Annotated in this window: 22 protein-coding genes; 18 read left to right on the forward strand and 4 right to left on the reverse strand. The window is 44.2% G+C overall.

Going from position 1 to position 25,324, the window contains the following annotated elements; all coding sequences use genetic code 11:
- The first annotated feature begins 132 nt into the window (after window positions 1-132).
- The gene (gene tcuC, locus F957_RS05615; RefSeq protein ID WP_016542349.1) at window positions 133-1,425 is read left to right on the forward strand and encodes an MFS transporter; all 1,293 of its coding nucleotides are present in this window, start codon (window positions 133-135) and stop codon (window positions 1,423-1,425) included.
- A gap of 27 nt (window positions 1,426-1,452) precedes the next feature.
- On the opposite strand, the gene pap is transcribed toward tcuC, so the two are convergent.
- A complete protein-coding gene (gene pap, locus F957_RS05610; protein ID WP_016660488.1) occupies window positions 1,453-2,871 on the reverse strand; it encodes a polyphosphate:AMP phosphotransferase in 1,419 nt (472 codons plus the stop codon).
- Between the two features lie 210 nt (window positions 2,872-3,081).
- On the opposite strand from pap, the gene F957_RS05605 reads away from it, so the two are divergent.
- The 17 genes from F957_RS05605 to F957_RS05525 all read left to right on the forward strand — a co-directional run bounded on the left by F957_RS05605 (window position 3,082) and on the right by F957_RS05525 (window position 20,630).
- Complete coding sequence (locus F957_RS05605) at window positions 3,082-3,789, forward strand: FFLEELY motif protein (protein ID WP_016542346.1); 708 nt, start codon at window positions 3,082-3,084, stop codon at window positions 3,787-3,789.
- 205 nt (window positions 3,790-3,994) lie between these two features.
- Window positions 3,995-4,936 carry a bifunctional demethylmenaquinone methyltransferase/2-methoxy-6-polyprenyl-1,4-benzoquinol methylase UbiE gene (ubiE, locus tag F957_RS05600; protein WP_016542345.1) on the forward strand — a complete coding sequence of 314 codons (942 nt, stop codon included), beginning with the start codon at window positions 3,995-3,997 and terminating at the stop codon, window positions 4,934-4,936.
- 10 nt (window positions 4,937-4,946) lie between these two features.
- Window positions 4,947-5,627, forward strand: coding sequence for a ubiquinone biosynthesis accessory factor UbiJ (locus F957_RS05595; protein WP_016542344.1), 681 nt, complete (start codon window positions 4,947-4,949; stop codon window positions 5,625-5,627).
- A gap of 12 nt (window positions 5,628-5,639) precedes the next feature.
- The gene (locus F957_RS05590; RefSeq protein ID WP_016542343.1) at window positions 5,640-7,259 is read left to right on the forward strand and encodes an ABC1 kinase family protein; all 1,620 of its coding nucleotides are present in this window, start codon (window positions 5,640-5,642) and stop codon (window positions 7,257-7,259) included.
- 237 nt (window positions 7,260-7,496) lie between these two features.
- Window positions 7,497-8,096, forward strand: coding sequence for a cytochrome b (locus F957_RS05585; protein WP_016542342.1), 600 nt, complete (start codon window positions 7,497-7,499; stop codon window positions 8,094-8,096).
- A gap of 119 nt (window positions 8,097-8,215) precedes the next feature.
- Window positions 8,216-9,532 (forward strand): FAD-dependent oxidoreductase, encoded by a 1,317-nt coding sequence (locus F957_RS05580; RefSeq protein ID WP_016542341.1) that lies wholly within the window; start codon window positions 8,216-8,218, stop codon window positions 9,530-9,532.
- A 23-nt stretch (window positions 9,533-9,555) separates the two neighbouring features.
- The gene (locus F957_RS05575) at window positions 9,556-9,942 is read left to right on the forward strand and encodes a VOC family protein (protein WP_016542340.1); all 387 of its coding nucleotides are present in this window, start codon (window positions 9,556-9,558) and stop codon (window positions 9,940-9,942) included.
- 35 nt (window positions 9,943-9,977) lie between these two features.
- Window positions 9,978-10,400 (forward strand): hypothetical protein, encoded by a 423-nt coding sequence (locus F957_RS05570; protein WP_016660489.1) that lies wholly within the window; start codon window positions 9,978-9,980, stop codon window positions 10,398-10,400.
- A 79-nt stretch (window positions 10,401-10,479) separates the two neighbouring features.
- Complete coding sequence (gene hisIE / locus F957_RS05565; RefSeq protein WP_016542338.1) at window positions 10,480-11,247, forward strand: bifunctional phosphoribosyl-AMP cyclohydrolase/phosphoribosyl-ATP diphosphatase HisIE; 768 nt, start codon at window positions 10,480-10,482, stop codon at window positions 11,245-11,247.
- 9 nt (window positions 11,248-11,256) lie between these two features.
- Window positions 11,257-12,759, forward strand: a complete 1,503-nt coding sequence (locus F957_RS05560) for a UvrD-helicase domain-containing protein (protein ID WP_016542337.1) — start codon at window positions 11,257-11,259, stop codon at window positions 12,757-12,759.
- A gap of 24 nt (window positions 12,760-12,783) precedes the next feature.
- Window positions 12,784-14,166: an ATP-binding protein gene (locus F957_RS05555; RefSeq protein WP_016542336.1), complete on the forward strand. Its 1,383-nt coding sequence runs from the start codon at window positions 12,784-12,786 to the stop codon at window positions 14,164-14,166.
- 254 nt (window positions 14,167-14,420) lie between these two features.
- Window positions 14,421-17,273: a monovalent cation/H+ antiporter subunit A gene (locus F957_RS05550; RefSeq protein ID WP_016660490.1), complete on the forward strand. Its 2,853-nt coding sequence runs from the start codon at window positions 14,421-14,423 to the stop codon at window positions 17,271-17,273.
- A complete protein-coding gene (locus F957_RS05545; protein ID WP_004656199.1) occupies window positions 17,266-17,634 on the forward strand; it encodes a Na+/H+ antiporter subunit C in 369 nt (122 codons plus the stop codon). The genes F957_RS05550 and F957_RS05545 overlap by 8 nt, the downstream gene beginning before the upstream one ends.
- On the forward strand, window positions 17,634-19,445 hold the full coding sequence (locus F957_RS05540) for a monovalent cation/H+ antiporter subunit D (protein ID WP_016542334.1): 1,812 nt from the start codon (window positions 17,634-17,636) through the stop codon (window positions 19,443-19,445). The genes F957_RS05545 and F957_RS05540 overlap by 1 nt, the downstream gene beginning before the upstream one ends.
- On the forward strand, window positions 19,445-19,972 hold the full coding sequence (locus F957_RS05535) for a Na+/H+ antiporter subunit E (RefSeq protein ID WP_016542333.1): 528 nt from the start codon (window positions 19,445-19,447) through the stop codon (window positions 19,970-19,972). Before F957_RS05540 ends, F957_RS05535 begins: the two co-directional genes overlap by 1 nt.
- On the forward strand, window positions 19,969-20,244 hold the full coding sequence (locus tag F957_RS05530; RefSeq protein WP_004656203.1) for a monovalent cation/H+ antiporter subunit F: 276 nt from the start codon (window positions 19,969-19,971) through the stop codon (window positions 20,242-20,244). Before F957_RS05535 ends, F957_RS05530 begins: the two co-directional genes overlap by 4 nt.
- Before the next feature lie 11 nt (window positions 20,245-20,255).
- Entirely contained in the window at window positions 20,256-20,630 is a 375-nt protein-coding gene (locus tag F957_RS05525) for a Na+/H+ antiporter subunit G (RefSeq protein WP_004802326.1), read from the forward strand.
- Between the two features lie 54 nt (window positions 20,631-20,684).
- Here the strand turns inward: F957_RS05525 and F957_RS05520 are convergent, their stop codons facing one another.
- Genes F957_RS05520 through nusA form a run of 3 tightly spaced genes read right to left on the reverse strand, consistent with a single transcriptional unit; the run spans window position 20,685 to window position 25,295 of the window.
- Entirely contained in the window at window positions 20,685-21,086 is a 402-nt protein-coding gene (locus F957_RS05520) for a ribosome-binding factor A (protein ID WP_005240073.1), read from the reverse strand.
- Entirely contained in the window at window positions 21,086-23,800 is a 2,715-nt protein-coding gene (infB, locus tag F957_RS05515) for a translation initiation factor IF-2 (protein WP_016542332.1), read from the reverse strand. Before infB ends, F957_RS05520 begins: the two co-directional genes overlap by 1 nt.
- 10 nt (window positions 23,801-23,810) lie before the next feature.
- Window positions 23,811-25,295: a transcription termination factor NusA gene (gene nusA / locus F957_RS05510; RefSeq protein ID WP_016542331.1), complete on the reverse strand. Its 1,485-nt coding sequence runs from the start codon at window positions 25,293-25,295 to the stop codon at window positions 23,811-23,813.
- Between the last annotated feature and the right edge of the window lie 29 nt (window positions 25,296-25,324).

Raw genomic sequence — 25,324 nt, forward strand, 5'->3', positions numbered from 1 at the left:
TTTACAGTGATGTAACAGATCAATAAAAAAACCACACAAATACGTTAATATTCACTTAATTTTTTAAGTTTCAATCAAGATTGTATTTTTAATCTCCACATCTCGATGATAAATAGATGATGGAGCGTCGTTGTGCAAACTAGCCAATCTCCTTCTCGGGTCCGTTCAATTTTTAACGTGACCAGCGGGAACTTCCTTGAACAATACGACTTCTTTCTGTTCGGACTCTATGCACAAGCCATAGGTGAAACCTTTTTCCATTCAGACAGCAGCTATGCCGCACTGATGAAAACCTTCCTCGTATTTGCTGTCAGTTTTCTGATGCGGCCAATCGGTGCCTTGGTACTTGGGCCTTATGTTGATCGCATCGGTCGTCGTCGTGGTCTGATGATAACCCTGAGCATCATGGCCTTCGGTTCATTAATTATTGCCTTCACGCCTAGTTATGCCAGTATTGGATTTGCCGCAACCGTGCTGATTTTCGTGGGTCGTTTGGCCCAAGGCTTTTCCGCAGGAGTTGAGCTGGGCGGTGTATCTGTTTATTTAGCTGAAATTGCAGAGCCACATAACCGTGGTTTTATTACCAGTTGGCAATCGGCCAGTCAGCAAGTTGCCGTCATTTTTGCAGCCGTATTGGGTTATATCGTCAGTGTAGTGTTTACCAAAGCTCAAGTTGATGCTTGGGCATGGCGGATTCCATTTTTTATCGGCTGTGCCATCATTCCCTTTATTTTCTGGTTGCGTAAATCACTGGCTGAAACAGAAGCCTTTGCCTCACGCAAAGAACATCCAACCACACGACAGATTCTGAGCACCTTAGCGGCCAACTGGAAAATTGTATTGGCTGGCGTGTGTATGGTTGCCACCACCACGACCATGTTTTACTTCATTACAGTGTATACCCCAACCTATGGCAAAGAGGTTCTAAATTTAAGCCGTAGCGAAAGTTTAATTGCCACCATTCTGGTCGGGCTGAGCAACTTTATTTTGTTACCGATTGGTGGGCATCTCTCGGATAAATTTGGACGTAAACCGCTATTGATCGCCACGACTGTATTGATTTTTATCAGTGCTTATCCACTGCTCACATGGCTGACCCATACCATTAGCCTATCCCATATGTTGATGGTGTTATTGTGGTTCTCACTGCTCTATAGCTTCTATAATGGTGCTTTGGTAGTTTCGCTGGCCGAAATGATGCCAAGTTCAGTGCGAATTGCAGGATTCTCGGTTGCCTATAGCTTTGCCACCTCCATTTTTGGTGGACTGACCCCAATGATTGCGACTTATCTGGTACAAACATCAGGCAATAAGAGCATGCCTGCCTTTTGGTTGATGTTTGCTGCAATCACCAGTTTAGTTGCCACCTTAATTGTTTTCCGCCAACAGCGCAGTACAGCCCCACAATTGGCAAATAACACTTAATACATATGACCAGCCATTGAAGGCTGATTAATCCGCCTTCAATTGTTTTAAAATCGCTTTTAAGACTTCAATTCGTGCTGAATATTTATCATCCGTTGCAATCACATACCACGGTGCATAATCGGTATCTGTTCGTTTAAACATATCCGCAGCAGCATTGAGATAATCATCCCATTTATCACGGTTACGCCAATCTTCTTCAGTAATCTTAAAACGCTTATGTGGCGTTTGTTCCCGTGCTTTAAAACGTAGCGCTTGTTCATCCTTGCTAATTGCCAACCAAATTTTCACAATCACAGTTTGGCTATCGATCAGATTTTCTTCAAAACGATTGATTTCGCTATACGCACGTTGCCATTCAACCGTTGAAGCAAAACCTTCAATCCGCTCAACCAGCACTCGACCATACCAAGTCCGATCAAAAATGGTGATCTTGCCACCATCATTCAGCTTGCTCCAGAAACGCCACAAATAAGGACGGCGTAATTCATAACGCTCAGGTGCTGCAATGGTATGAATCTCATACTCTCTTGGGTCAAGTTTTTTCACGATGCGCTTAATCGCGCCACCTTTACCCGCCGCATCCATGCCTTCAAAGGCGATCACCACTTTACGCTCATCGTAGCGTAAGGTATCGGCCACTTTCTTGGTCAGCTTACTTAACTCATCCTTATAGTCTTGCTTTTCTAGGCTGGCTTTCTCCGGTTCAAGCAGCGCTTGAGGTATTTTGGCCTGCTGCCATTTCTGTGTAACTTTGGTTTGATGCTCAGGTAGCTCTTGCAATGTCTGTAATAGATATTGTGCAAAACATTGATCACGGTGTTTTTCATCTTCGCCATCCACAATATACCAGTCGTCGGTAAAACGTTGGCTCAAGCCTTGCAAGGTATCGTACTGTTTTTTATTTCGCCAATCTAAACCATGTAACTTATGCCAACGCTGCTCAGAGGCATCAATCTGATCCAAACGCTTTTGCAACGATTTCCAAGATAAATCAAACCAGACTTTAACAATATGAACATGGTTATTTTGCAGATCATGTTCAAATGCGCGCATCTGCTCCACATAAGCATCAAACAGGTTTTCATCCAAAGGTTTGGACACATGCATCGCGGTGGTTAACAGATCGCTATACCAGTTGCCAAACATCACCACAATTTGCCCTTCTGCAGGAATAAAACGGGTATAGGACTGCCAGAAAGTTTGATTATTGCAGAGCAGTTGCGGAGCATCCGCCTTGACCCTTAAATAACGGGGGTCTAACCACTCACGTAACTGTTTAACCGCTTCGCCCTTGCCTGCCAGTTCAATGCCACTGACCAGCACCAATACACTTTTGGCGTTTTTCTTATCGCGACTTTGTTTTAATGCATATTGTGCTTCAATCAGTTCTAATGAAAGCTCATTTTCATCTCGTAATTCAAATATGGGTTGTTGTTTACTCATTTGCTGCTCTAAGTGGCTCATTCTTTATATTAAAATCAGTATAGTCAAAACTGCTTTCATCGCAGAAAAACCCGTGTACAATTTCTGTAGATCGCTTGAGCGATACAGTCATAGTGACCAATTATTATCCATTTAGAGTTTATGCTGTCATGGTTCTCCGTTATGATGCAGCCTATGCTTTTATGATTTTATTTTTCTTTGAGTTCGAACATGTCAAAACTCGCGGCCTTTGATCAGCTTTTATTACAATATCAAACTTTGAGTTACCATCAGAATCCAGCGATTGCACAGCGCTTGCATGAAGTACAAGCATGGATGAAACAACGTATTGCACAAACCCATGCTGAGTTTTTTGCGCAACCTAACAATCAGCTGATGGCCGCATATTTCTTAAATCGCTTATATGGTGGCCCAGATTTTGATGCGATGGCACAACAAATTGAACGTCTGCTGAAATATGCGCACAAAGCGGAAAGTCTGCTTCCAGAAAATGCGATTAAGACAGGAACAAAATCCGTCAGCCTAGCAGTCTTGGCCACTCAATTGGATGAACAGGTCGCGATTCAACTGCTAGAAGACTATCCGCTCGAAACACCGCTAACCGATGAGATTATGCGTCAAACCCTGATCAAGCTTGATCAAGGCGATGCACGTTATGAACAGCTACAACTGCTAGATGAGTTAGGCCTAACGCTCGACAAATATATGCGTTCTACCATGATGTTTGCTGCTTTTAAAATGTGTAAAGGGATTGCACATAAATATCAATTCGAACAAATGTATCAATTTATTCAAGAAGGCTTTGCGGCAATGAAGCCAATGAAATCTGCGGCTACCTTTATTCAAACCTTTACCGAAAAAGAGCGGGAAATTATTGAAAAGGTCCATGCTGGCCATCCCGATCCTTTCCGCAACTAAGACAACTGTAAATTCCTGAGTGACTTTCAAGCCACTCAGGGCTATATATTTTTGCAATTCAGCACATCGATTAAAAACACTTTTGAGAAAGTGACTTTCTGTATATTATTCATAACAATTGCAGGCGAAAGCCTGTTAAAAAATACAAAATCTGTCATCATGCTTGCTGATTCGTGCCGCTAGAGCGAAAGTTTAGGAGAAAACTATGTCTAACGAAAACCAACAGCCTACCCCAGACGTTGAGCAAAACCCAAGTTCAGACAAAGTCAGCCCTTTCCTTAGCTCACCGCTTCCGCAAGGCGCGCCTCAAGGTCAACAACAATCATTACAACAGGGCCACGCTTCTGCTCCAACAGGCGCGATTCCAAAATACAACCTGCCTCGTGGTGCCAATACAGGTAACGTCGGTGAAACCACTCACTTCGGCTATCAAACCGTCAGCAGTGATGATAAAGCACAGAAAGTTGCAGAAGTGTTCCACTCGGTTGCCAGCAAATACGACATCATGAATGACTTGATGTCATTTGGTATTCACCGTCTCTGGAAACGTTTTGCGATCAATATGTCAGGCGTTCGTCGTGGTCAACATGTACTTGATATTGCAGGTGGTACAGGTGACCTTGCTAAAGTATTTAGCCGTGAAGTCGGTCCTCAAGGATATGTGGTTCTTTCAGACATCAACGAATCTATGTTGAATGTCGGTCGTGATCGTCTGATTGATGCAGGCTGCACCAATGTCGATTTCGTGTTGGCCAATGCTGAAACCTTAGAACCATTTGCCGATAATAGTTTTGACTTAGTCACCATCAGTTTTGGTCTGCGTAACGTGACCGATAAAGATGCGGCGCTCCAAGCGATGTATCGTGTGCTTAAGCCAGGCGGCCGCTTATTGATTCTTGAATTTTCTAAGCCAGTATTTGAGCCATTCTCAAAACTATATGACCTTTATTCATTCACGGCATTGCCGATCATGGGTAAATTGGTTGCCAATGATTCGGAAAGCTATAAATATCTTGCTGAATCGATTCGTATGCATCCAGACCAACGTACCCTCAAAGGCATGATGGAAAATGCGGGCTTCCAAAGCTGTGATTACCACAACTTAACCGGTGGTATTGTGGCCGTTCACCGTGGATTCAAACTTTAAGGCTTAAGATATGTGGTCGATTTTAGCACTCGGTGCAGTCGAACGTATCATTCATCATGTGATTGATTTGGATGCGATTACTCGCATTCAGCTCAATCAATTACAGGGTCAATTATTACGTGTTGTGATCGACAGCCCACAACTCTCAGTTGATGTGTTTTTTGATGAAAATAGAGTTCGTCTCGAACCAACCGTGACTGGACAAAGTCAAAGCGCTTCTCTCTTTGAACAGCGCCCATTTGATTCCCAAACTAAAATCACGGATGCAACCGCAACACTCCATGTTGAAAATGGCGTTGAGCTGGTTAAATTATTGCTCAGTGATATGGATCAGATCGGTAATATCCCACTGCAAGGTGACTATCATTTATTGCAAGATATTCAAAGAATTATGCAACAAGCTGAGCCTGATCTAGCAGCGCATTTATCGCCTTGGATTGGTCCACAGCTGGCACATGAGCTTGGCAAAATTCAGCTTGCGCCAACGCAACTGAAACGTTCACTACAAAGCCATTTATTTTTTGTTGAAGATGCCTTAAAAGAAGATAGCGGTTTATTTGCCCCGCGTTGGCAAATGGATGACCTCAATCGAGAGACGCGTCAACTCAACCAAGAAGTAGACCGTTTGGAAGCCAAGCTTCAACAGTTACAGGCTCAACTCGCCCCATCAGCACAATCCACACAAGACTAGGTAAGACTTTATATGATTCCGCATGTTACACGGTTACTCGAACTCTGGCGTATTGCAGCACACTATCGCCTTGACACCTTGTTCCCTGCGGAAGAACTACCAGTAAAAGCACGCCATGCATTGAATATCATTAAAATGCATCCTGCAGCTTGGTCAAGTCGTGAGAAGAAAAATCCGCTAAAGCTGAAAGAAGCTTTAGAGGATATGGGACCGTTAGCGATTAAGCTGGGACAATTACTGTCTACACGTCGTGACTTGATTCCACCAGAAGTCTTAACACAACTGGTGTTACTGCAAGATCGCGTCAAACCCTATGACACCCAACTTGCAAAACAGCGCATTCAGGAATCATTAAAAGCAGATGTAGCAACCCTATTTTCTCGTTTTGATGAGCAACCACTTGCCGCGGCTTCAATTGCCCAAGTACATACCGCCGCTTTACATGATGGCCGTGAAGTGGTGGTAAAAGTCACTCGTCCCGATATTCGCAGTCAAATTTTGCAAGATTTTGAAATCTTGGCGTGGCTAGGGGATTGGCTAGAGAATCGTTTAGAAGCAGCGCGTGCGCTGCATCTGACTGAAATTATTCAAGACTATCGTCAAATCATTTTAAATGAACTTGATCTCAGCCTAGAAGCGGATAATACCCGCCGTATGCGCCACTACTTTACGGGTTCAAGCATGATGTATGTGCCTGAAGTCTATATGGACAGTAAAGATGTGATGGTGGCTGAGCGTATTACTGGGGTCCCTATTTCTGATACGGCCACTTTTGATCGTTTAGGTATGGATCGTGCGGATCTGGCTGAAAAGGGTTTAACCATCTTCTTCACCCAAGTGTTCCGTGACAACTTCTTCCATGCCGATATGCATCCAGGCAATGTCTTTGTCGAGACCATTAATCCAAGCAATCCACGCTTTATTGCCTTGGACTGCGCCATCATGGGTGAGTTGTCTAAGCATGACCAAATGACAGTTGCACGTATGCTGCTTGCTGTAATGAACAGCAACTTTATGCAATTGATTCAGATTGTACATCAAGCCGGCTGGATTCCACCGGGCACAGATCAAGATGCTCTATCCCGTGAAATGCGCCGTACCGTTGGCCCGATGGTTTCCAAACCAATGGATCAACTTGATTTCGCAGGAATTTTGATTCAAGTGATGGATATTGCCCGTCGTTTCCATTTGGAAATTCCACCGCAACTCATGTTGTTACTCAAAACACTGGTGCATGTGGAAGGCCTCGGTACCGATCTTTATCCGCAATTGGACATTTGGAAACTGGCGAAACCGATTCTAACTGAATGGGTCAAAGCCAATATGAACCCAGTCAAGAATGTCAAAGAACTGGGACAACAAATTCCTGACTTATTACTTGGTGCTCAAGATATTCCAAGCCTATTGATTGATAGCTTAAATGGCTTAAAAAATCAGTCAGCATGGCATGACAAACAACTGCGTGAAATTCAACAAATGCGTTTGCAAATGCAACAACAACAGCGTCGTAGCTGGATGTTTGGTAGCACGATGCTGATTTTGTTGACCATTGCGATTATTAGCCCATGGTTTATCTCCGTGATTCTGATTGTGCTGAGTAGCTTGATTGCACTATGGCGTATCGCCAAATAAGCCCCTACACACAGCAAAGGCCGTATCCATCGATACGGCCTTTGCTTTTATGCAACTGAAAATTTTAACTTTAAATACTCAGACACATTCTGGAATCTCAACCAACACATACATTTTAGGCAAGACTTACCTCTACATCAGGCCATCTTTCCACAAAGACTTTTCATCCTTACATAGATAGACGATCATCGGCTCGATATTAAGGTGCATCAACACAGATTTTAAAGGAAGAGAAGCGTGAGTTTAAAAAATAGCATCCATAACTATGGCTCGATTGCAAAATGGCTACATTGGACAACCGCCTTACTTTTTCTACTCGCCTATTGCAGCGTTTATTATCGCCAATGGTTTACCGAAAAAGGCACACCTGAGAACTGGACAGCTTTACAACTTCATCTTTCCGTCGGGATTAGCATTGCCGTGATGATTAGCCTGCGCATTATCTGGCGTTTGAGCAATCCACAGCCGCGATTAGAACCTGCCAGCCCCTTAGCAAACTTTGCGGCACATGCAGGACATTTTGCCCTGTATGCCATCATGATCATTGCCCCGCTCACAGGCTACTTAGGCACAGGCGTCAATACTGAGTTTTTGTTCTTGTTTGAAATTCCAAAATTTGAACATACTGCCCTGTTCCAGAGCTGGGTGGCACAAGGGATGGGCCTAAGTTTTGAACAGTTCGAGAAACCGATTGATTTCATTCATAAGCAGATTCTTGGAAAATGGCTGATCTGGATCCTGATTTTAGGGCATGCAGGTGCGGCACTTTATCATCACTATGTTAAAAAAGATCGTACCTTGATCAAGATGACCACGGGTAAAGATGAATTGAAATAATCCGATCTGCGTTGGATTATCATGGGCCTTATCGCAGGATAAATTTCATTTAAAAAAATCCCTGAGATCAGTTAAGATCAAAGCTGACTGATCTTATAAACGCCTTAAAAGAACAAAGAATGAAAACACCTCATTTCGCCATTGTTGGCGCTGGCACAGCAGGATTAGCAACTGCAATCCTGCTTGCACGTGCAGGCAAGCGTGTCACTATTTTTGAACAAGCAGATCAACTCTCCCCTGTCGGTGCAGGTCTGTTGTTACAGCCTGCCGGCTTAGCCGTATTTGAACATCTCGGTGTACTTGAACATGCTTTAAAGTTGGGTGCCAAAGTCACAGGATTAGAAGGTCAACTTCCCAATAAATGTCTACTGGTGAATAGTCACTATCATCAAGCAGGCAGCAATCTCTATGGCCTCGGTATTCATCGAGCCACCTTATGTCATGTGCTGACCCACAAACTGGCTGAATATGCCAATCAAGTGACATGGCGGATGGGTCATAGTATTGAACGCATTCAAGAACAGCAAAATGAAGTTCGGCTCTTTGGTACTGATCAACAACACAAGTTTGATGCAAGTTTCGATGCCGTTTTGATTGCCAATGGTGCGCGCAGTCAACTCCGCCCTCAGGCATGGGTGAAAGTCGATCAGGCTTATCCATGGGGTGCGGCATGGAGTATTGTGCCTGAATGTCCAACACTCGATCCTGAAATTTTGCATCAGTTTTATGATCGTTCCAAAATCATGATGGGCGTGTTGCCTACGGGTGCTATACCGACAGCACCTCAGCAACGGCTGTCGAGTGTGTTCTGGAGCTTACCAAGCTCACAACTACAATCATTCTTAAAAGATGAATCAGCAACACAGCAATGGTTAAAGCAAGTGTCAGATCGCTGGCCTGATGTGGCAGAATGGCTCAAACAATTGTTGTCGAATCAACAACATCAACCACAATGGTTATCTGCGCAATATCGGGATGTGGTGATGTCTCAGTTTGGACAAGGACGAATCGGGGTCATCGGTGATGCTGCTCATGCCATGAGTCCACAGTTGGGACAAGGGGCCAATATGGCCTTGTTGGATGCTTGGGCCTTTTCACAGTCAGTGCAAATCGCACAAAAAAACCAGCAGATTGACTGGACCATGTTATGGCAACATTATCATCAACAGCGTCGTTCTTCGACCCAGTTCTATCAGTTCCTCAGTCGTTTACTCACGCCACTGTATCAATCCAATCATTGGTGGGCGGGTGGTATACGTGACCTGACCTTTCCATGGATGTATCAAATTCCCTATTTCCGTAAAGAAATGGCAATCACTATTTCAGGTCTAAAAACAGGTCTGTTTCAACAACTTGATTATCAACAGGTGGCGCAATATGCTGAAAAAGATCATACATTTGATAGTAAAACGAAATCTTTACCTGAATATGAATAATATTAAAAAGAGCTACGTTAAATATGAAAATTCGTCATTTAGATCATTTGGTGTTAACTGTCGCCGATATTGAAATCACCTGTCGGTTTTATCAATCGGCCCTAAATTTTGAAGTGATTACTTTTGCTGAAAACCGTAAAGCGCTGCAATTTGGCACTCAAAAAATTAACCTGCATCAAGTCGGTAAAGAGTTTGAACCCAAAGCTCTACAGCCAACAGCGGGTTCAGCAGATTTATGTTTTATTGCCGAAACCCCATTAGATCAGGTTATTGCCCATCTTCAAACGCAGAACATTGACATCGTTGAAGGTCCAATCGAAAGAACAGGCGCAATGGGTAAAATTTTATCGGTCTATTTACGGGACCCCGATCAAAACTTGATTGAAATTTCGAACTATCTCGATACTTAAAAATATAAATTCATCAATAAAAATAAGGTTAAAACATGAAATTTAGTTTTCTATGGGCTTTGTATCGACAGAATAAAGGCAAGGCGATTCGAAAAGGATGCTGGTTCTTACTCCCTAGCCTAGTTAACCTGTTTTGTTTTCTAAATTTTCACTATCAACTCATTCAATGGCAGGTCAATCCTAAATCTTCAGTCGGAAAATTAATATCAGGACCCCATTTTTGGTGGGTCATTTTATTCGACTGTATCCCATTTCTTTTATTGGCAACCGTCAGGCAAAAATACTTGCTTCAATTACTCAAAATTTGGTTATTTGTTGCAGTGTGTGTTTTCTTGATTAATGCTTGGTTTTGGGCCAGCTATCCCTACAGCACAATTCTACTTTTTGCACTCTCTTTAGCCTCTTTAAAACAAGAACAAAATCAGCTGATGAATACCTATATTCGTCCGCGTTGTTAAATGTTTTTACCCAACAAGCATAGCCAACCCATGTCACAAACGCTACACTAACGGCTTTCCACTCAATGGATTTTCACTCATGTCAAACTGGTTAGATGAAGTTAAATTTGATTCCAATGGTCTTGTTCCTGCCATTGCACAACATCATCAAACTGGTCGAGTGTTAATGGTTGCGTGGATGAATCGTGAGGCTTTACAACTGACGGCTGAAAAAAATCAGGCCGTATATTACTCACGCTCGCGTCAAAAACTCTGGCATAAAGGCGAAGAGTCAGGGCATTTTCAAACTGTGCACGAAATTCGTCTCGATTGCGATGCAGACGTGATTATTTTGCAGATTGAACAACATGGTGGCATTGCCTGCCATACGGGGCGCGAGTCTTGCTTCTACCGCAAACTCACTCCACAAGGTTGGGAAATTGTTGATGCCCAACTGAAAGATCCAACCGCTATTTATGGTGCATCTGCCAAAGTTGAAGCACACGATCATGGCCAAACAGAGCAAGTGGATGTGTTGGGCTATTTAGGTCGTTTAATGCAACAGCGTAAGACTGCGGAAGCGGATAGCTCTTATATTGCCAGCCTATATAAAAAAGGCATCAATAAAATTTTAGAAAAAGTCGGCGAAGAAAGTGTCGAAACTATCATCGCTGCGAAAGATTATGCCGTGCTTGCTTCACTGGAAAATAAACACGACCTGATTTATGAAGTGGCTGATCTATGGTTCCACAGCATTGTAATGTTGGGTTATTTCGATCTTGACCCGCAAGTGGTGCTGGATGAGCTAGCTCGTCGCCAAGGTTTATCGGGTTTAGTTGAAAAAGCCAACCGTAGTCAAGAAGCGTAATCAGAGCCTGTGTCAAATATAGAGAAACCCAAAGCCACCTATGAGCAAGCCATTGCCATAGACAATGCTCGTCTCGGTCAATCCTTTAAAGTGATTGCCTATGCTGGCACAGGTAAAACCACAACCTTGCAAATGATCAGTGATGCCATGCCAGAACGGCGGGGTATGTACTTGGCATTTAACAAAGCGATTGCTGCTGAAGCTCAGAACAAGTTTCATGGCAATGTGAACTGTCGTACCTTTCACTCACTCGCTTTTCGCAGTGCACCACGTGGCGTAACCGATAAATTACGTTTACCGCGTCTTAGCCCCAGCTTTATTGCCAAAGAATATCGACTAGAACCGATTACACTCCGTCGTCTCATGGGCGGGCGTTATGAAAAATATGTGTTGATGCCTAGTCGCTTGGCCAGCCTAGTTGCCAATGCGGTCAGCTATTTCTGTTCAACCAGTTCACAATACCCAGCCCCTCGTCATATTCAGGCACCCAGTTGGTTGCATCTAGACGATATTGAATCCTTACAACAACATCTCTACCCTGCGGTAGAACGACGTTGGCTAGAGTCGATTGATCCGAATCATCAAGCGGGTATCGGCCATGATATTTACCTTAAACTTTGGGCCTTATCTGAACCGAATATCCCTGCCGACTATGTACTGTTTGATGAAGCACAAGATGCCGATCCATTGATGCTGGGTATTTTACTGCGTCAAAAAAGCACCCAAGTGATTTATGTCGGTGACGCACATCAGCAAATTTATGCATGGCGTGGTGCCATCAATGCCATGCAGCAAATGCCACTGCCTGAAAGTCGCTTAACTACCTCTTTCCGTTTTGGTGAAGCGATTGCCGATGTTGCCAACAGTTTACTCGGTGCACTGAATGAAACTGTGCCCCTACTCGGTAATCCAAACCAAAAATCCAGCGTGGTCAATAAACCGCATACCAAAATGCGCGATGCGATTCTGTGTCGAACCAATGCACGTGCGATGGAGTTACTGCTCTCTGGTTTAGTGCATGGCGATAAGGTCAGTCTGCAAGCCGATCACCAAAAACTCAGCCGCTTTGTCGATGCCGCCAGTTTACTCAAACAAGGCAAACGCATTACCGATGTGCCAGAACTGGCTTGGTTTAACTCTTGGCATGATGTCCATGAATATTGTGAAACCAATGATGGTAGTGACATCAAACCCTTGGTCAAACTAGTTGATGATCATGGTACCGATCCTCTGAAAAAAGCACTGGCGAAAATCACCCCGATTGAACACGCAGATTATGTGATTTCAACCGCGCATAAAGCCAAAGGTCTGGAATGGAATCGGGTGCATATCGAAGATGATTACCAATTTAAAATAAATGGGCTAGAACATAAAATTACAGATGAAGAGCTAAGATTACTTTACGTGGCCTGCACGCGTGCTAAAGTAAGTTTAAATATTCACCATTTATATGACTTAATACAACAATTAAAACGGTGCGCTCCCTCAAGTCTTCGTCAGTCCGCAGGTTAAAGCGCTCTTGATCGAGGTCAGCTCATGCAACTTGAATCGGTTCAATTCAAACACATTGGCATTTTTCGGGATTTAAATCTCAAATTTGATCCCGAACAACGCCCCATCACCTTGATCCTTGGCGACCAAGCCACAGGCAAAAGCAGCATTTTAAAAAATATCTACCAGAGCCTGACTTGGTTTTCTGCACGTTACAAAGATATTCGTACCGCAGGTGTGGTGATTGCCGACCAAGATATTATGCTGAATCGTCTGCAAGCCAAAATTCAAATTCAAGTCCGTATGAGCAACGAACTTACAGGGACTCTCACCGAAAGTAGCTCCGCCCAACAGACCAATACCCAAAGCTGCGCATGGAAACTCTATAAAACATTTAATAGTCAAGGGGTTGGGATTAGCCAAGTGGAGACCCAACAACTTGACCAAATGGTGACGCTGTATCAAAAGACGGGGCTACAAGACCCATTATTCGGCTTGCCTTTGATCGCCTACTATCCTGCTGAACGCTTCGTGCAAGACGTCAATTTACAAAGCAAAAATACCCCTGGAACCCTGCAAGAAATCTCGGCCTACGATTTGACCGCCATCCCCTATACCACCTTTACGCGTTTTTTTGAGTGGCTACGCGAGATTAGCGATGTCGAAAATGCACATTCAGCACATATCGTTAGGCGCCTAATGGGCAACGATTTTAATCAGCAAAATCAATCTGAAATATTGCAAGAATTACAACAAGAACTGATTAATCATCCAAAGCAACTCTCTGCACCCAATCTTTATGCCTTGAAAAACAGCTTGCACACGGTTTTTCCTGAATTAAGTGATCTTTATATTCAATATGTGCCAAAACTACAATTGATGGTGCGCTATCACGATCAGTTGATTCCTTTTCAACAGCTGTCCGCCTCACTCAAAACTTGGATAGCACTGGTTGGGGATGTTAGCCGTCGGCTTTGCTTACTGAATCAACACTGCTTTAATCCTTGCTTAGAAGGTGAAGGGATTTTGATGATTGATCACATTGACCATCAACTCGATCAAAATAATTGTGCGGAAATTTTGGAGCGTCTCCATCAAGCTTTTCCTTGCCTGCAAATCATCGTCTCAGGCAATCGAGATGCCTTGCTTGAACATGCCTTACATTACCAATGTTTAAAACTGGACCCAACAGGGGTGTATCAACTTAATCTAGAAGCATCGCAACAACAGCTTTCAAATTTATATCAAGGCCTCACCCAGACCGAAACAGCACCTTCCGTGCAAGCCCACACCTTGCTGCAAGCCGATCCATTGACCAGCAAAGTCGATGATTTATTCCAACAAATTCAGGATTTAAACGAACAAGAAAAGAACAATTTACTCAACCTGCTCAAGATAGATGATACACCGCAAGAAACCCCGTTATAACGGCGTATCAAAAAACAGAAATTGAAATGTTTTCAATCAAATGATGTTGTTTATTTCATGTAATAACATCAGATTTTTACTGCTATTTTATAGTAAAATAAATCTCATTTTTTATTTTCAAGTTGTGCAATACAACTTGCTGCCTCCGTTAACTTGATTGGGCTTCAAGATTTAAAGTTTTTGGTATTCTCTTTGAGTGCCTGTAAGTCTTGAAAGAAAATTCACCCCTTAGGTCTTCGACCTAAATCATCGACATGGATACCAGTGTGCTACCGATTATTATCTTATTACCGCTCATACTCGGCACCACCCTTGTCTCACAATTACAGCGTATTTCGCGTGGCGTGACGGCACTTGGGGCGATTGGCATCAGCCTTAGTTGTTTTATTTTACTTTTAACTCAGGCAGAAACGGTTCTTCAGGGTAATACCCTGCAACAAAGCTGGGACTGGCTTCCACAGCTTGGAATTAATCTGAGTTTTCGCCTAGATGCATTAGGTTTATTGTTTGGTCTGCTGATTAGCGGTATCGGCACGCTGATTTATATTTATGCCTATTACTATCTCAGTCCTAAAAATTCTCTCAGTAAACTCTACCAGCTGTTAATGCTGTTTATGGCAGCCATGCTGGGGATTTCACTCTCAAACAACCTGATTATCTTATTGGTGTTCTGGGAGCTGACCAGTATTTCCTCTTTCCTATTGGTAGGTTACTGGAGCCAATACGAGGCAGCGCAACGTGGCGCCCGTATGGCTCTCACCATCACAGGCATGGGTGGTTTAGCCATGCTCGGTGGCTTTGTACTGATTGGACAGATCACCGGTACCTATCAGATTGATGAATTGGTATTGATGAAAGATACCATCCAACAACATGCGCTATTTGTTCCAGCATTATTGCTGATCTTGTTAGGTGCATTTACCAAAAGTGCCCAGTTCCCCTTCCATTTTTGGTTACCGAATGCGATGGCAGCGCCGACCCCTGTGTCCGCCTACCTACATTCGGCAACGATGGTCAAAGCAGGGATTTTCTTGTTGGCGCGTTTAGCTCCTATTTTTATTGGTGCTGCGCTGTATCACAATATCGTGACTTTTGTCGGTCTATTCACCTTGTGTATGGCCGCAGGTTTTGCAATTTTCAAAGAAGACCTGAAAGGACTTTTGGCCTATTCAACCATTAGTCATTTGGGTTTAATCGTATGTTTACTCGGTATTGGCTCGCCATTGGCGGTGGCTGCCGCAATTTTCCACATCATCAACCATGCCACCTTTAAAGCGGCATTGTTCATGATTGCAGGGATTATTGACCATGAAACTGGCACACGTGATTTACGCAAGCTCAGTGGCATCTGGCAACTGCTTCCATTTACAGGCACTCTCACCATGATCACCGCTGCCTCAATGGCGGGTGTACCACTGACCAATGGCTTTATCTCGAAAGAAATGTTCTTTACCGAGCTATTGGCCAACTTATCGGGTCCAGTGATGGTGATTTCAGCCATTGTGGCTACTTTAGCGGGTATTTTCGCAGTCAGTTATTCAATTCGCCTCGTTCATGGGGTGTTCTTTGATGGTCCTATTGGTAAACACGTACCGAATAAAGATGCACACGAACCACATTTAGGCATGCGCTTACCTGCCATTATTTTAGCTACCTTATGTATTTTAGTGGGTATCCTCCCTGCCCTACTGGCAGGAACAATGGTCAACAGTGTCACTCGTGCAAGTTTGGCGCAGCCTGAATTTGAAGGCGTTCATCTTGCGATTTGGCATGGTATCAATGCCCCTTTGATCATGAGTCTAATTGCTTTAATTGGTGGATCAATCTTCTACTTTACCCTAGCAAAAGAGGGACGTATTCGTAAAATCGACCTCGATCCTTATCTTGGAAAATTCCAAGGCAAGATCCTGTTTGATCTGTTCTTGAAACATTTATTACTCACCAGTCGCAAGATTAAACAAAAGACCGAAAATGGTTCTTTGCAAAGCTATATCCTCTGGATTGTGTTATTCAGCATTGTGATGGTGGGCTTACCCCTGTTCAACCAAGGCTTAACCACAGGCACACGTGAACTCACGCATGCACCGTGGGTGGCGATTGTACTCTGGCTAACCCTGTTCTCAGGTTGCTGGATGATGCTGTGGTTCCATCATGAACGTATCAAAGCCGTCCTGATCAGCGGTGCAGTCGGTCTCGTCGTTACCATGGTGTTTGTTACGCTCTCAGCACCTGACTTGGCCTTGACTCAGATTACAGTTGATGTCGTCACCACTGTTTTACTCTTGATGAGTTTATCTTTACTTCCACAACTCACGCCTTACGAATCAAGCCGTTCACGTCGCTGGCGAGATGCCAGCCTGGCCATTGCAGGTGGTTTAGGTATTGGTTGGATTGCTTGGTTGCTGTTAACACGCGACCACAATTCAATTTCATGGTTCTTTATGCAACAGGCGATTCCACTGGGCGGTGGTTCAAACGTCGTCAATGTGATCTTGGTTGACTTCCGTGGTTTCGATACCTTCGGTGAAATTACCGTACTCGGCATTGCCGCAATTGGTGCGCTGTGTCTGATGGATGGTATGCGTGCACATGGAACCACCATGACCCAAGGCTTAACTTACCGCTTTAACCCTTCCCCACTGATGTTCCGCATCACGGCGTCATGGATCTTGCCTCTGGCCTTGGTGGTTAGTGTCTACATCTTCATGCGTGGACATAATCTTCCGGGCGGTGGCTTTATCGCAGGTTTGATCACCTCAATGGCACTGATTATTCAGTACATCGTATTGGGTCAAGACCAAACCGAACAAATGATCAAAGCCAAATCAGGTCGTCTCTATGAATTATGGATTGGGGCAGGTTTAACCATTGCTGGTCTCACTGGTATTCTCGCATGGCTCTGGGCTCGCCCCTTCCTCACCAGTGCACATATCTATGTAGAAGCACCATTGCTTGGAAAAATGCATCTTGCCTCTGCAGTCGCATTTGATACAGGGGTCTACATTACCGTTGTGGGTGCTGCCATGTTGTTGATCTCCGTACTCGGAGACTCGCGTCACTCTAGTATGGCTGGTCCAATCCCAGGTGGAGATAATCAAAATGATTAGTATTGAATTTTTACTCGCGTCAGGGATTGGCTTACTCACGGCAACAGGCATTTATTTGATTCTGCGTGCCAGAACATTTCCAGTGGTCCTTGGTTTAGCCATGATTGGCTATGCCGTGAACTTGTTCCTGTTTGCCATGGGCCGCCTGCAAATCAATGCACCTGCGGTGTTGACTCAGGCCACCAAAGTGACCGACCCACTCCCTCAAGCACTGGTATTAACGGCGATTGTGATTGGTTTTGCCACCACTGCCTTTATCGTGCAACTTGCCTTACGCAGTCGTTATGAATCTGGTACAGACCATGTCGACTCGAAAGAAGAACCCACTTTGACTTATGACCCACGTGAGGATGAGCCATAATGTTTGATTTTTACAGTTTCTGGCACGCTCACGCTCCAATTATCAGCATCTTAATTCCAGCATTCACCAGTTTTATTCTGGTGTTATTGGGCAATCCAGGTTCAGGTTCTTTAAAGCAAGATTGGCGTCAACCTTGGCGTCGCGGGATTAGTATTGCTTCGGCAGTTTTGGGCTTAATCACGGCAATCAGTTATCTGAGTATTGCCAGCACAGGCCAAATTACGGTTTATCAGCTCAGTGAATGGTCGGCGCCATTTGGGATTGTGTTAGTCCTTGATCGCCTCTCCGCTTTTATGCTGGTACTGACCTATATTCTTGCAGTGCCTGTGATTTGGTATGCCAGTGAGAACTGGGATACGCGTGGGCGTTATTTCCATACCATGGTGCATTTCCTACTCATGGGAATCACCGGTGCATTCCTGACAGGCGACTTATTCAACTTATTCGTCTTCTTCGAAATCCTGTTGATGGCTTCCTATGTACTGTTATTACACGGTCAAGGTCGTCCACGTTTCCAGCTTGGCGTGCATTACGTCACCATTAACTTGCTGGCCTCTGCCCTGTTCCTGATTGGTCTAGGCATGATTTACGGCAGTGTCGGTAGCTTGAATATGGCTGATGTTGGCCGTCTAGTATCAAGCTTAGATGGCGATCAGCACAAGCTTGCCGTTGCCGGTGGACTCCTGCTGTTTGTGGTGTTTGGTATTAAAGCCGCGATGTTGCCTGTTGGCTTCTGGTTGCCGAAGACCTATGCGGTTGCAAGCACACCTGTCGCTGCAATTTTCACCATTATGACCAAAGTGGGTATTTATGCCATTTTACGTGTGAATGGCACTGTGTTTGATGATGCCATGGCTCAAAGCATTTTCAAGAACTGCTTATTGATCATTGGTCTAATCACCTCTTTCTATGGCGTGATTGGTGCAATTGGTGCTGAACGCCTACGCCGTTTTGTTGGCTTTATGGTGTTGTCATCGATTGGTACTTTGCTAATTTCGATTGCCATGTTCAATACACAGGCATGGGCCGCAGCACTATATTATTTAGTTCACAGTACCTTGATCGCAGCAGCTTTCTATTTGTTCTGTGGCTGGATGACCTCGCAACGTGGCGCGTTTAAAGATCATTTAAAAGTTGCACCACGAATCAAACAGGAAAAGGCGGCGGCTTTTACTTACTTTACCATCGCCTTGATGATGGCAGGTTTACCCCCATTCAGCGGATTTTTGGGTAAAGTCTTCATCTTGCAAGCCACTGCTGAGACACCTTATCAAGGCTGGATCATCGCAGTGATTCTGATCGTGAGCTTGCTCAGCATCATTGCCATGACACGCGTTGGCTTTATCCTGTTCTGGCGTGCAACCCCACCGGAAGAAGATCAGAAAGAAGCGGCTTATGCTGAGTATCAAGCTCTGCCTGAGCTTGCGCCGAAGCGTAATGATACTGCGATCTATATTTTACTTGGCGCATTAATGCTTTATGTGGTTTGCGCGGCGCCGATTCAGAACTACACGCTTGCAACAGCACAGCAAATTCAGAATCACGCGCTTTATAACCAAACCATTCTGAAACATGATGCACAAGGTCGCCCGATCAGCGTACAGCCTTATGATCCAAGCTATTTACCTGAAACCAAATATGGCGGTGAAGTTGAAGATCCGAATGCCTTGCTGATTCCAGATATTATTTCCAAGCCAACCCTACAAGGCGAACATATTTCTGAATATAAGCAGCGTCAAATTGCGGAGCAAGTCCTCGAAGCGCCGACCATTCCAAATAACACACAGTTAAAGCCAATGGAGGATCACTGATGCAAAAATTATCTTTGCTTGAGCGTTGGTTCCCACATCCATTTGTGTCGGTGCTGATTTTCTTGAGCTGGCTAATGCTGGCACATAGTCTGGATCTGACTGACATTTTAATGGCACTGATTTTAGCTGTCGCAATTGCTCGTTTAGTGAGTCCATTTATTGCAAGAACGCCGCATATTCATTGGCTTCCTGCGATTAAACTGGTGTTTGTGGTACTTTGGGATATTGTCATTTCCAACTTCCGTGTTGCCAAAATGGTACTTGGTCCTATGGATCAATTACATCCTAAATGGTATCGGGTTCCGTTGGAAACTGAGCACGAGCAAGTGAATACTTTACTCGCGATGATTATCACCACCACACCAGGTACGGTTTCAGCTGGAATCGATCAGGAACGTGGAGATATTCTGGTACATGCACTCAGCTCAGACAATACCGAACTGGATATTCAAGACATTAAAAACCGCTATGAAAGGCCTTTAATCGAAATCTTTGATGTCAAGATTACAGAAGGAGCAAATAAATGACCATTTTGCCTTATGCATTGGGTATTGGTTTAATTGCCATTACCATCTCTATGTTTCTGTGCTTGATTCGCTTGATTGCAGGCCCTTCAGTGATTGATCGACTCTTGGCACTCGATACTTTATTCTTAAATGCCACCTGTCTGATCGTGGTCTTAGGTATTTATTGGGTCAGCACCAATCTATTCGAAGGTGCACTCTTGGTTGCAATGCTCGGCTTTGTTTCTACTGCCGCGCTTGCTCGTTACTTCACTACAGGTCATGTAATTGATTAAGGAGCTATACCATGCAACTGATTCTTGAGATTGTGGTTTCATTTTTTGTGGTGTTTGGTGCGTTCTTCATGCTGATCGGTTCGATTGGCATGATCCGTCTCCCTGACTTATTTATGCGCCTGCATGCACCCACCAAATCAAGTACCTTGGGCCTCGGTAGCTTTCTGATCGCAGCTATGATTTTTGCTGCGATGCATGGTCGTTTTGGTTTTGCTGAATTACTGATTACCTTGTTTGCCTTTATCACTGCGCCTGTATCAGCAAATTTGATGGCACAAGCAGCCATTCATTTACGCTTACGCTCAACCAGTGGTGATGTACCAGAAGCACTCAATCGTCCATTGCCTTGGCAACGTTATCGTCGCCATCCATTGAAGAAAGATTAACTCTTTTATTCAAAGCATAAAAAAGCCACCCGAAGGTGGCTTTTTTATATGCATTTACTTTTGTTCATCTTGCTCTTGTTCAGGTAAATCCTTCACAGCTTCAGCAATCAGACCAAACATATAATTACCGTAGGCATTGGTTTTGTCATAGTGGAAGCGTAAACGAGGCGTCACGCGAGTTTTAATACGACGACTCAACTCATGGCGCAAGAAGCCAGATGCTTTATTCAATACATCTAAAGTTTCTTTGTTCGCAGCTTCACTTTGATCATCACCAAGTTCACGCCCCATTACTGTGACATAAACTTCGGCATAACCCATATCAGCACTGACTTTCACGGCTGAGATGGTCACCAGACCACCCAGACGTGGATCTTTAAGCTCCTGACGGATAAGCTCAGACAACTCACGTTGTACTGAATCCGCCATGCGCTTTAAGCGTTGGCTACCCGCCATTAAAGACTCCGTTTAATCAATTGAACATCATACACTTCGATCTTATCTTGTGCTTTGATGTCTTTATAGCCTTTGACTGCAAGACCACATTCCATACCAGCACGAACTTCTTCAACCACTTCTTTATAGCGACGAAGAGATTCAAGCTCGCCTTGGAACACAACCACGTCATCACGTAATACGCGAATTGGTTTGTTACGGTGTAATACACCCTCAAGCACCATACAGCCTGCTGCTGCACCAAACTTGCTTGAGTGGAACACTTCACGCACTTCCGCAACACCCAAGATGGTTTCACGGTGTTCAGGTGCAAGCTTACCGCTCATTGCCGCTTTAACATCATCAATCAATTGATAAATGATGCTGTAGTAACGAATATCGATACTATCTTGGTCTGCTTTTTGACGTGCAGTATTGTCTGCACGTACGTTGAAGCCTAACAATACTGCTTCTGATGATTCAGCTAAAGTCACATCTGACTCAGTGATCGCACCGACACCAGAACCAATTACACGGACTTTAACTTCATCAGTTGCAAGCTCATCAAGTGCAACATGTAAGGCTTCTAAAGTACCGCGTACGTCAGTTTTGAGTACCACGTTTACTGTAGGAACATCTTTCTTGCCCATTGATGCCATGATGTTTTCAAGACGCATCGAGCTTGCACGCTCAAGACGCTTTTGACGTTCGCGATCTGCACGAGCATCAGCAACTTCACGCGCTTTCTTCTCATCATTCACAACAAGAACTTCGTCACCCGCCATTGGCGCTTCTGGTAAACCTAAGATTTCAACTGGAATTGATGGACCAGCAGAAGTAATACGTTGACCATTTTCATCCGACATCGCACGAACACGACCATAAGATGAACCCGCAAGAACCAAGTCACCAATGTTCAAGGTACCGTTTTGTACCAGAATCGAAGTCACCGCACCACGACCTTTGTCGACACGTGCTTCAATGACCACACCTTGCGCCGCGCCTTCTGCTGAAGCTTTAAGCTCCATCAATTCAGCTTGGATCAAGATCAAATCTAGTAAACCGTCAATACCTGCACCAGAGTGTGCTGATACTTTGGCAATTGGCACATCACCGCCCCACTCTTCAGGTACGATCCCTTTCGTGGTCAATTCATTTAAGACACGGTCTACATCAGCCGACTCTTTGTCCATCTTGTTGATGGCAACAATGATTGGCGTACCCGCAGCACGTGCATGGTCAATTGCTTCTGCAGTTTGTGGCATTACACCATCATCAGCCGCAACAACAAGGACCACGATATCAGTCGCTTTTGCACCACGTGCACGCATAGAGGTAAACGCTGCGTGTCCCGGTGTATCTAGGAAAGTAATAATTCCTTTCTCAGTTTCAACGTGATAAGCACCGATATGCTGGGTAATACCACCCGCTTCACCCGCAGCCACTTTAGAGCGACGGATACGATCCAGTAATGACGTTTTACCATGGTCAACGTGACCCATGATCGTTACCACTGGTGGACGAGTGGTTTGCTCACCACGTGCTTCTTCAGCAGCAACCAATAAGTTATCTTCTGCTTGCGTATCTGAAACTAAAACAGGGTTATGACCAAGTTCTTCAACCACAAGGACTGCAGTATCTTGATCAATGGCTTGGTTCTGAGTTACAAGCTCACCCATTTTCATCAGGGTCTTGATTACTTCACGAACTTTAACTGCCATTTTTTGTGCAAGATCAGCAACGATGATTTTCTCACCGATCTCAACATCATAAATTTGCTTTTTAACTGGTTTTTCAAAACCATGTTTATTTGCTTGGCTGGTTTTTAAACCGCGCTTATGGTGGCTTTTGCTGAAGCTTTGTTCTGCTTGCGCATCACCACCACGACCGCCTTTCTTACCAGCGCGTGGGTTTGCTGTTGCACCACCACGTTTGATTTCACGGTCTTCCTTATTAAAGGAATCTTCATACGCTTGGCCAACAAGACCTGCGGCTAAAGGTGAATCATCAATCACACGAATGGTTGTCGTCGCATCATCACTTGAATATTTTGATGCCATTTTACGCATTTGTTCAAGTGTACGTTGCTGTGCTTCTTCAGCCGCCTTACGACGTACTGCTTCTTCAGTCGCTTTCAACTGAGCAGTTTGCTCTTCACGTGCGCGTTTTTGTTCTGGTGTTTCTGTTGGACGAATAACTGGGGCTTTAATCACCTTATCGCTATTACGCTTTTTCACCACAACTGCTGCTTTTGCAGGTGCTTGACCTGAACTATCAGAAGTATGCGCAGCACGCATCGCTTCTAAAGTTGCATTGGCTTTTTGTTCAGCGCTGTGACGAGCTTTTTGATCTGCTTCATCACGTACTTTTTGTTCAGCACGGACTTTTGCATCAGCTTCTACACGCGCTTTTGCTTCTGCAGCAAGTAACTCTGGATTTGGCTTAGCAAAAACTTGTTTCTTGCGAACTTCAACATTAATGCTTTTCGCTTTACCTGAAGTACTTGTTACTTTAGCAGTACTCGTTGTTTTACGTTTCAACGCAATCTTTCCTGTGTTACCACTTTCCTGACCATGTACTTTTTTCAAGTGATTGACCAAAGTATCTTGCTGTTCAGTGGTAATAATGTCATCTGCTTTACGCTGTGGTAGACCTGCTTCGCGAACCTGCTCTAGGAGTTTCTCTACAGGACGTTCTACGCTGAGCGCTAACTCTTGAATCGACTTGTCCGTCATCTATTATCTCCTAGTTAAACCATGATTCACGTGCTTTCATGATTAACTGACCCGCTTTGTCATGACCTAAACCGTCGATATCAGAAATATCATCAGTTGCTTGGTCTGCCAAATCATCAACAGTAACCACACCACGCGCCGCCAATGCATACGCAATCTCAGTCGTCATACCTTCCATACCGAGAAGTTCTGCACTTGGCTCTTGAATATTTTCTTGCTGTTTCAATGCATCTGTTAAAGCAGCTTCTTTCGCACGACTTTGAAGCAATTCAACTAAATCTGCCTCAAGCTCGATTTCGTCAAATGTTTCAGCTGGTACATATGCAATCTCTTCTAACGAAGTGAAGCCCATTTCGACTAAAGCCATTGCCAAGTCTTCTTCAATATCAAGACGTGTAATAAACATGTCTAAATACTGTTGCGCTTCATTTTGCTGACGAGCACGATACTCTTCTTCTAACATCATGTCGAGTTTATAACCCGTCAATTCCGATGCTAAACGAACATTTTGTCCTTGCGAACCAATCGCACGTGCTAACTGATCATTGGTTGCGAAGATGATATCGGCACTGCGTGCATCTTCATCTAAAACAATACCTGATACATCAGCTGGCTCTAATGCGCTTGCAATATATTGTGCTGGATCATCAGACCACACCACAACATCAATACGCTCACCGTTTAACTCTTGCTGTACCGCTTGGATACGTGTACCACGCATACCAATACATGCACCCACTGGGTCAATACGATGGTCATTGGTTTTCACTGCAATTTTAGCACGAACACCTGGTTGACGAGCAGCTGCTTTAATTTCGATGATTTCTTCAGAAATTTCTGGAATTTCTTTTTTCATCAATGCAATTAACATCTCAGGACGCGCACGCGACAATAATAATTGTGCACCACGACCTTCACGGTTGACGTTATACAAGATTGCATTGATACGCTGTTTAGGGCGTAAAATTTCTTTATGAATGGTTTCTTCACGTGCTAAATACGCTTCAGCGTTGTCGCCGAGATCAATGATAAAGCCATCTTTAGTTTGCTTTTTCACTTCACCGTAAATCAACTCACCCACTTTAGATTCATAAGCATCAGCCACTAATGCGCGCTCAGCTTCACGAATCTTTTGTACGATGACTTGTTTTGCGATTTGTGCAGCAATACGACCGAATTCAATCGACTCGACTTCCAACTCACGCACATCACCAATTGACCATTGTGATGGATCTACATCAGAAATTGCGTCTTGGCATGCTGGCATTTCATGATCTTCATCCGCCACCACAGTCCACTGACGGAAGGTACGGTAATCACCTGTTTTACGATCAATCTCAACACGAAGTTGAGCTTCTTCTGAACGTGTGCCTTCGTAAAACTTTTTCTTCGTTGCCGCAACCAGTGCTTGCTCTAACGCTTGGAAGATCGCTTCACGACTAACACCTTTTTCATTACTAACCGTTTCTGCAACGGTAAGAATTTCGCGGCCCATAAGTCACCTACCGATTTCTTATAAAATTA

Origin of the sequence: Acinetobacter gyllenbergii CIP 110306 = MTCC 11365, from assembly GCF_000413855.1 — a bacterium.
Classification (GTDB): Bacteria; Pseudomonadota; Gammaproteobacteria; order Pseudomonadales; family Moraxellaceae; genus Acinetobacter; species Acinetobacter gyllenbergii.

Coding starts and splice junctions, on each gene's coding strand:
- pap (WP_016660488.1), bottom strand. CDS start 2,871: ATGAGTAAACAACAACCCATATTTGAATTACGAGATGAAAATGAGCTT.
- nusA (WP_016542331.1), bottom strand. CDS start 25,295: ATGGGCCGCGAAATTCTTACCGTTGCAGAAACGGTTAGTAATGAAAAA.
- F957_RS05525 (WP_004802326.1), top strand. CDS start 20,256: ATGCAACTGATTCTTGAGATTGTGGTTTCATTTTTTGTGGTGTTTGGT.
- F957_RS05550 (WP_016660490.1), top strand. CDS start 14,421: ATGGATACCAGTGTGCTACCGATTATTATCTTATTACCGCTCATACTC.
- F957_RS05535 (WP_016542333.1), top strand. CDS start 19,445: ATGCAAAAATTATCTTTGCTTGAGCGTTGGTTCCCACATCCATTTGTG.
- F957_RS05520 (WP_005240073.1), bottom strand. CDS start 21,086: ATGGCGGGTAGCCAACGCTTAAAGCGCATGGCGGATTCAGTACAACGT.
- F957_RS05580 (WP_016542341.1), top strand. CDS start 8,216: ATGAAAACACCTCATTTCGCCATTGTTGGCGCTGGCACAGCAGGATTA.
- infB (WP_016542332.1), bottom strand. CDS start 23,800: ATGACGGACAAGTCGATTCAAGAGTTAGCGCTCAGCGTAGAACGTCCT.
- F957_RS05545 (WP_004656199.1), top strand. CDS start 17,266: ATGATTAGTATTGAATTTTTACTCGCGTCAGGGATTGGCTTACTCACG.
- F957_RS05590 (WP_016542343.1), top strand. CDS start 5,640: ATGATTCCGCATGTTACACGGTTACTCGAACTCTGGCGTATTGCAGCA.
- hisIE (WP_016542338.1), top strand. CDS start 10,480: ATGTCAAACTGGTTAGATGAAGTTAAATTTGATTCCAATGGTCTTGTT.
- F957_RS05540 (WP_016542334.1), top strand. CDS start 17,634: ATGTTTGATTTTTACAGTTTCTGGCACGCTCACGCTCCAATTATCAGC.
- F957_RS05530 (WP_004656203.1), top strand. CDS start 19,969: ATGACCATTTTGCCTTATGCATTGGGTATTGGTTTAATTGCCATTACC.
- F957_RS05595 (WP_016542344.1), top strand. CDS start 4,947: ATGTGGTCGATTTTAGCACTCGGTGCAGTCGAACGTATCATTCATCAT.
- F957_RS05555 (WP_016542336.1), top strand. CDS start 12,784: ATGCAACTTGAATCGGTTCAATTCAAACACATTGGCATTTTTCGGGAT.
- F957_RS05575 (WP_016542340.1), top strand. CDS start 9,556: ATGAAAATTCGTCATTTAGATCATTTGGTGTTAACTGTCGCCGATATT.
- ubiE (WP_016542345.1), top strand. CDS start 3,995: ATGTCTAACGAAAACCAACAGCCTACCCCAGACGTTGAGCAAAACCCA.
- F957_RS05570 (WP_016660489.1), top strand. CDS start 9,978: ATGAAATTTAGTTTTCTATGGGCTTTGTATCGACAGAATAAAGGCAAG.
- F957_RS05605 (WP_016542346.1), top strand. CDS start 3,082: ATGTCAAAACTCGCGGCCTTTGATCAGCTTTTATTACAATATCAAACT.